Below are 6,767 nucleotides of genomic sequence, written 5' to 3'. Positions count from 1 at the left end.
CGCCCGGTCGGTCGGGCGCGCGGGCGAATGGTGCGCCGCGGTGCCGGCGGACGGCCGCCCCGGCGTCCACTTCGAGCCCGTCGCCTCCGGCGAAGTCGTGCTCGACTCGCGGACGTCCGGGGTCGCGCGGTGGCTGCACGAGCACTACAACGACGCCGTCGCGGTCGAAATGGAGAGCGCCGGCTTCGCGCTGGCCGGCCACCTCAACGACGACCTCCCGGCGATCAGCGTCCGCGGCGTCAGCGACCACGCGGGCGGCGCCAAGGAGGTCACCGACGGGGCCGGGTGGCAGCCCGTCGCGGCCGGCAACGCGGCCGCCTTCGCCGAAGCGCTCATCGCCGAGATCGACGACGAGGACGCGGAAACCGCCGCCGAGCCGGCGCGGGAGCCGCGCGGGTTCAGCAACCAGAACGTCGCCAACGACCGCGCGCGGGTGGGCCAGCAGATCGGCGCCGTGTACGGGGACTTGACCGTCGGGCCGCAGCGAGGAGACCGGAAATGACGTTCCCCCAAGGCTTCCCGGGAATGCACAACACCAACGAGGCGAGCGGTCAGGCGCACGTCGAGCAGCAGGTGGGCGCGATCTTCGGGGGCACCTTCCACCGCAACGAGACGACCTACAACATCCACGAGTCGGACTCGCCCGAGCGGAAGTTCGAGGTGGCGCTCAACCACCTGCGGGGCGGCACGTCCCGGATGGCGGAGTCGATCTTCCAGGACCTCCTGCACCACGGCGACGCGTCGGCGCGGCTCGCCTACTACTACGCCCTTTCGGTGCTCAGCGACCGTTCGCTCAACGAGATCGGCGACGACGTCTACCTGCGGTTCCGCGCCGCGGACGTGACCGCGCGCCGGTTCCCGCACGACGGCTGGCGCACCGCGCTCAACGTCGTCTGGGAGCTGATCTCCTGCGTGTGGCGGCAGGAAATCGGCGAGACGCTGGACGCGGCCGACCTCGCGAAAGCGCTCTCCAACTTCCGCGAGCTGCCCAAGGACCGGCAGGGCGAGATCACCCGGCACCTCGCCATGGTCCTCGGCGGCGCGCTGCAGGACAGCCTCGACGCCGAGGACGCGCAGCGCGTCCGCGAAGAACGGCTGCAGCCGGACCGCGCGGGCCGGGCGTGGAAGTTCTTCGAGCCGGACCCGGCGGCGCCGCGGTACTTCACCACCCAGGCGACGGCGCTTTCGGCGGCGGAGTGGGCGAAGCCGGTGCTCGGCGGCCTCGGCGTGCTGCTCGGCCTGATCACCTTCCTCAGCGGCTTCGGCAGCGGCCGGCCCGGGATCGCCATCCCCGCGCTGCTGCTCTTCGCGGGCGGCGTCGCGGCCGCGTTCTGGGGTGGCGCGGAGCGGGAGCTGGCCCTGCGCCGGCTCGTGCAGCGCGACCGCGAACACGGGATCCCGTTGCAGTACCAGGCAGCCGCGTCACCGGGCCACTGGGTGCGGACGGACTTCGTCCAGCAGATCCACAAGCTCGTGGAGGCCCGGTTCTGGGACGCGCGCCCGCACGTCGAGGGCAGCTGGCTGAACGACACCAAGGGGCTCTGCGAGTACTACAAGTGGCGTTTCGTGGCGCTGTTCGGGAACGCGCAGGTCGAGGCCAACGCCGTCGACTGGCTCATCCGGTGGCACGCGAAGCGGGCGGCGGCGCAGTGGCGCGCCGGGACGTTGTTCGCCTACCGCCAAGAGCTCCGGCCGTCGGGCACCGCGGTCGCCGTCCACCGGATCGGCCTCGGCACGGCGATCTTCGGCGCGCTCCTGATGCTGGGCGGGCAAAGCGGCTTCGCCGTGGCAGCGGTCTTCCTGGCGCTGGGCGGGTTCTTCGCGGTGAACGGCGTCACCAAGATCGTGGCGGAGCGGCGGCACCGCGCCGAAGAAGAACTGCGCGGCCGGGAGCTGCTCGCGGAAGAGGAGCAGGGCTACGCGGACTGGCTCGCGGTCCTGCGCGACCGGCCCGACGACGCGGAAATGGCGCGCTGGCTCGACCTCGACAAGACGTTCCTGAAGACCGAAGCGCTGCGACGGCACGGCCTGAGCAACCGGGACCTGGTCACGCACGTGGTGCTGACCGAAGGGGCGGCGAACGCGCTGCGGGCGCGGGTCATCCACGGCCCGATGCGGTACTCGCGGTACGTCGTGCTGATCTTCCTGCTGTCCGAAAGCGGCGTGCGCGAGATCGAGGTCGAACTCGACTTCCTCACCGGGAACGTGCACAACGAGCAGCGCACGTCGTTCCAGTACACCTCGCTCGCCGCCGCGCGCGTGGCCGAAGTCGGCATCCGGTACGCCGACGGCTGGCGCTACCAGATCCTCAGCGGCGACCAGGCAACGCTGCTGCAGCAGGAATCCCTGCGCCGGCGCGCATTGCGGCTCAGCCTGATCAGCGGCGAGCAGATTTCGGTGGTGGCGGAGAGCTTCGACGGCCTGACCGACACCAGCCTCGAGAGCGAGACGGCGCTCCAGCGCATCGCCCTCGAGGTGTCCGGCATCGCCGGCGCACTGCACGTCCTGGAGGCGGTGTCCGCGGAAGGCCGCGACTGGATCGCCCGCGAGCAGGAGCGGCGCCGGCGCCGCTCGGAGGACTGGCGCCGCGAGCGCGGCCCGGGCCTCCTCGACGGCGGCGTCGTCGAGGAGTAGGGGAGGAGGGAATCCGTTGTTCCGGCGTGGTGCGCCGGAACAACGGATTTCGCCGTAACTCGGCACTGGCGGCCCTGCTGATCCGGCCGTGGACGGTGACCTGAGCGGGTGACCTAGAGTGTGTGGTGCCCCCGTAGCCCAATCGGCAGAGGCAGTCGACTTAAAATCGATCGAGTGCGGGTTCGAGTCCCGTCGGGGGCACCACGCAAACCATCATCGCCTGATCAGCCCGATCTGACCGGCACGCTGGTCATCGAGGCCACGTTCGACCTCTCGTCGAAGCGCGGGAGGCGGTGATGGGCTCCTCGTCGGGCGTGAGCAAGTTCGTCACCACGATGATGAGCATCGTCATCGGGCTGACCTTCCTCTTCGGTTTCGGCAACGTCCTGGCCCTGGCGCTGCGGATCGGCGTGCCCGCCTACGTCGCGCCGCTAGTCGCCCCGGCGTTGGACCTGACCGTGCTGGGCCTCCTCGTGGGTACCAGGTATCTGGCGATGCGCGGCGCTCCGGAAGTGGTGCTGCGGCCGGCCCGGCGCCTCCTCCTTGCAGCCAGCGCCGCGACGCTGGCCTTGAACGTTGCCGATCCCATCTGCGCAGGTCAGTGGGGTAAAGCTGGTTTTGATGCAGTTGGACCGTTGTTGCTGATTGGCTGGGCCGAGGTCGGCCCCGCACTGCTCCGAAGCCTGCAGATCGTCGACACCGCGCAAGGTCAGCGAGAAGATCACGACAGCTCAGCGTCCGACCCGGCGGCGGAGCCGGAGTGCGCAGTCCTGGTCGACCCGGAGCCGACGATCGAGACGACAGCTGCAGGTAACGAAGCGAAGTTGGAACGTGCGAGGAGCCTCAACCGCGAGCATTGGGGTCGCTACCAACGTCCCATTTCAGCGGAAAGCCTGCGACGCGAGCTCGGGGTCGGAGCCGCGACTTCGAGGAAGCTGTGCGCGGCCGTGCGATCCGAAATGCAGATGGCGACGGCTGCTGCCCCGCCAGGCTGACTCGAGCTTGCCCCAGCGGGCCCACAGCCAGCCCATCACCACCGCTGTCGCCAGCGAGCACCACCGGGTTCACCGCCGGCGCAGCCAGCAGGAACGTCAGAGCCGCGGCCGACGCCACGCCCTGCCCCATCAGCCTGCGCGCCACCGGGACCGACGCGCACTCGCAGCCCGGCAGCGCGCCCCCGGCCAGCCCGGCCACGCCGACCGCCGCACCGGACCGGCGGGGCAGCACCTTCTCCAGCACGCGCGCGGGCACGAACGCCGCGATGGCCCCGCTGATCAGCACACCCAGCACCAGGAACGGCAGCGCCTGCACGCAGACGGCGACGAACACGGTCGACCCGGTGCGCAGCGCGGGTACGTCGAACAGCTGCTGCAGCCAACCCTGGCCGAGGATCGCGATCAGCAGGATCGCGCACAGCACTTCGACCGAGCTGATCCGGAAGCGGCGGGTGCGCCGGCCGGGCTCGGTTTCGGAAGTGGAAACGATGTTCACGGCGACGATGATGCCAGTGCCCACCGACAAGAAACCGGCCGCACCGTCGCGAACGGCCGGATCCGGTCCGTTTCCGACCGGAATCCGCCGTTCGCGGCGGAAACTCCACCCCGTGTGGGTTACCCGGCGGACCCGATACCCGGCAATTCGGTCCGCAGCTGCGAAGCCGTCGACACGACCAGCATGAGCAACGTCCCCAGCGCCGAGGCGTCCAGGCCGGCGGCCGGGAAGGCGTACCGCAGCGTGACGTCGAGCCCGGAGTCCGAGTGCCCGACGCCGAGCGTCCCGAACAGCCCCTGCCCCGCCCGCTCGGCGATCGCGACGGACAGCTCCGGCCCGTCCGCCAGGTCCCAGGCGACCACGCAGGTCAGCGAGAGCACGGTCAGCCCCTCGCCGAGCCGGGTCGCCTGGATGACGCACGGGACGTCGCCGTGGGAGAACGTCAGCGCGCCGTCGTCGTCAACGCGCACCTCGAGGTAGCGCTCGAGCGCTTCCTTCGCCTGCGTCAGCAGTTCCGCGGTCTCGGCCGCTTCGGTCGCGCTCACGAGGAAGCCGCCTGGTCGACCGCGCCGCCGAAGCGGCGATCCCGCTTCGCGAACTCCAGGCAGGCCCGCCACAGGTGCGTCCGGTCGAAGTCCGGGAACAGCGTGTCCTGGTAGACCATCTCGGCGTAGGCGGACTGCCACAGCAGGAAGTTCGACGTCCGCTGCTCCCCCGACGGCCGCAGGAACAGGTCCACGTCGGGCATCTCCGGCTGGTACAGGTACTTGCCGATGGTCTTCTCGGTGACCTTGCCCGGGTCCAGCTTCCCGTCGGCGACGTCGCGGGCGATCCGCTGCATCGCGTCGCCCAGCTCGGCGCGGCCGCCGTAGTTGACGCACATCGTCATGTTCAGCGCCGTGTTGTGCTTGGTCTTCTCCTCGGCCGCCTGCAGCTCCTTGATCACCGACGCCCACAGCTTGGGACGGCGGCCCGCCCACCGGATGCGCACGCCGATCGAGCCGAGGTAGTCGACCTGGCGGCGGATGGTGTCGCGGTTGAAGCCCATCAGGAACCGCACCTCTTCGGGGCTGCGCTTCCAGTTCTCCGTCGAGAACGCGTACACCGAGAGCCACTTGACGCCGATTTCGACGGCACCGGCGGCGACGTCGATCATCACCGCTTCGCCGCGCTTGTGGCCCTCGATCCGCGGCAGGCCGCGCTGGTTGGCCCAGCGGCCGTTGCCGTCCATGACCAGCGCGACGTGCTTCGGCACCAGCTCACGCGGGATTTCCGGCGGCTTCGCGCCCGACGGGTGCGGATCCGGGGCCCGCAGCTCATACCGCGACGCCTTGTTCTCGCGTCCCCTGCGCAGCACTGCGAGCCTCCCTGGATGGGGTGAACCGATCAGTCTCCGACCCTACTGCCCGGGCGCGGCGGCTTCCCGGGCGCGTCGCTCGACGAGGGGAAGCGACCGGAGCTGGCGCTCCAGATGCCACTGCAGGTGCGCCGCGACCAGGCCGCTCGCGTCGCGGCGGGTGCCGGGCAGGGTCGACTCGGCCAGCGGCCATTCGCCGTGCAGGAGGGCGGTGAGCAGGTCGAGGACCTCGGGCGCGGGGTGCACGCAGCCGGGCACCCGGCAGTCCTGGCACATCGAGCCGCCCGCGGCGACGCTGAACGCGACGTGCGGGCCCGGCAGGCCGCAGCGGGCGCACTCGGTGAGCGCGGGCGCCCAGCCGGCGTAGGACATCGCGCGGAGGAAGAACGCGTCGAGCACGAGGGACGCGTCGCGCTCCCCGGCGGCGAGGGAACGCAGGGCGCCGCAGACGAGGAGGTAGAGCTTGAGCACCGGTTCGCCCTCTTCGGCCGAGAGCCGGTCCGCGGTTTCGGCGATCGCGCTGGCCGCGGTGTAGCGCTGGTAGTCCGCGACCAGCGGCAGCTGGAACGCGTCGACGGTCTCGACCTGGGTGATGACGTCGAGCGTCCGCCCGGTGTAGAACTGCACGTCGACGTGGCCGAACGGCTCCAGCCGCGCCCCGAAGCGGGACGACGTCCGCCGCACGCCCTTCGCGACGGCCCGCACCTTCCCGTGCCGCCGGGTCAGCAGGGTGACGATCCGGTCGGCTTCACCCAGCTTGTGCGTGCGCAACACCACCCCGGTGTCGCGGTAGAGGTTCACCACCCCGACATCGTCCCACTTCCGGGCGATGCCGGGGTGGTGCGCCCCGCGGGAATCAGCAGTAGTAGCCCGAGCAGTACGTGGCGGCGGTGGTCAGCGCCACGATCCAGACGATGACCGCGGTCAGGCAGCCGAGGCCGCCGACGATCGTCGCGATCAGGCAGAGCGTCTTGGTCGTCTTCGACGCCTGCTCCGCCATCGCGTAGTTGCCCTGCATCTTGTACGTCTGGACCTCGTTGGACTTCATGATCGCGAAGATCGCGAGGATCCAGAAGAGGAAGATGCAGCCGATCGCCCAGCCCTTGTAGTCCTTGATCTGGTTGATGTCGCCACCACCACCGGGCATGCCGTAGCCGGGGGCGCCGAACCCGCCGGAGGGCGGCTGGCCGTACGGCGCGGGCTGGCCGTACGGTGCCGGCTGGCCGTAGGGCGCGGGCGTGCCGCCGGACGGCGGGCCGTAGCCCGGCTGCTGCGGCTGCTGGCC

6 protein-coding genes, 1 tRNA gene and 2 pseudogenes are annotated in these 6,767 nt (G+C 70.8%); 4 read left to right on the top strand and 5 right to left on the bottom strand.

The features are described 5' to 3' along the window. The 4 genes and pseudogenes from G3I65_RS26265 to G3I65_RS26250 all read left to right on the top strand — a co-directional run. Positions 1 to 502: pseudogene (locus G3I65_RS26265) on the top strand (5'-methylthioadenosine/S-adenosylhomocysteine nucleosidase); the annotation flags it as partial. Beyond that, positions 499 to 2,634, top strand: coding sequence for a hypothetical protein (locus tag G3I65_RS26260; protein WP_239071456.1), 2,136 nt, complete (start codon positions 499 to 501; stop codon positions 2,632 to 2,634). The pseudogene G3I65_RS26265 and the gene G3I65_RS26260, both read left to right, overlap by 4 nt. Positions 2,635 to 2,761: 127 nt before the next feature. Continuing rightward, a tRNA-Leu gene (locus tag G3I65_RS26255) sits at positions 2,762 to 2,838 on the top strand. Between the two features lie 110 nt (positions 2,839 to 2,948). Beyond that, entirely contained in the window at positions 2,949 to 3,629 is a 681-nt protein-coding gene (locus G3I65_RS26250) for a hypothetical protein (protein ID WP_160698475.1), read from the top strand. On the opposite strand, the pseudogene G3I65_RS26245 reads toward G3I65_RS26250, so the two are convergent. The 5 genes and pseudogenes from G3I65_RS26245 to G3I65_RS26225 all read right to left on the bottom strand — a co-directional run. Beyond that, positions 3,630 to 4,119 (bottom strand): annotated as a pseudogene (locus tag G3I65_RS26245) (permease); the annotation flags it as partial. It abuts the gene before it with no gap. A 125-nt stretch (positions 4,120 to 4,244) separates the two neighbouring features. After that, a complete protein-coding gene (locus tag G3I65_RS26240) occupies positions 4,245 to 4,670 on the bottom strand; it encodes a YbjN domain-containing protein (protein WP_160698474.1) in 426 nt (141 codons plus the stop codon). Beyond that, on the bottom strand, positions 4,667 to 5,482 hold the full coding sequence (locus G3I65_RS26235) for an isoprenyl transferase (protein WP_086858941.1): 816 nt from the start codon (positions 5,480 to 5,482) through the stop codon (positions 4,667 to 4,669). The genes G3I65_RS26240 and G3I65_RS26235 overlap by 4 nt, the downstream gene beginning before the upstream one ends. 42 nt (positions 5,483 to 5,524) lie before the next feature. Then, a complete protein-coding gene (recO, locus tag G3I65_RS26230; protein WP_160698473.1) occupies positions 5,525 to 6,286 on the bottom strand; it encodes a DNA repair protein RecO in 762 nt (253 codons plus the stop codon). 52 nt (positions 6,287 to 6,338) lie between these two features. Next, a partial coding sequence (locus G3I65_RS26225) for a CD225/dispanin family protein (protein WP_160698472.1) occupies positions 6,339 to 6,767 on the bottom strand: 429 nt, incomplete at its 5' end.

It is taken from the genome of Amycolatopsis sp. SID8362, from assembly GCF_010550475.1.
GTDB classification, from domain to species: domain Bacteria; phylum Actinomycetota; class Actinomycetes; order Mycobacteriales; family Pseudonocardiaceae; genus Amycolatopsis; species Amycolatopsis eburnea.
Note: the sequence above shows the minus strand (reverse complement) of the source record. Positions and strands in the feature narration are given on the sequence as shown.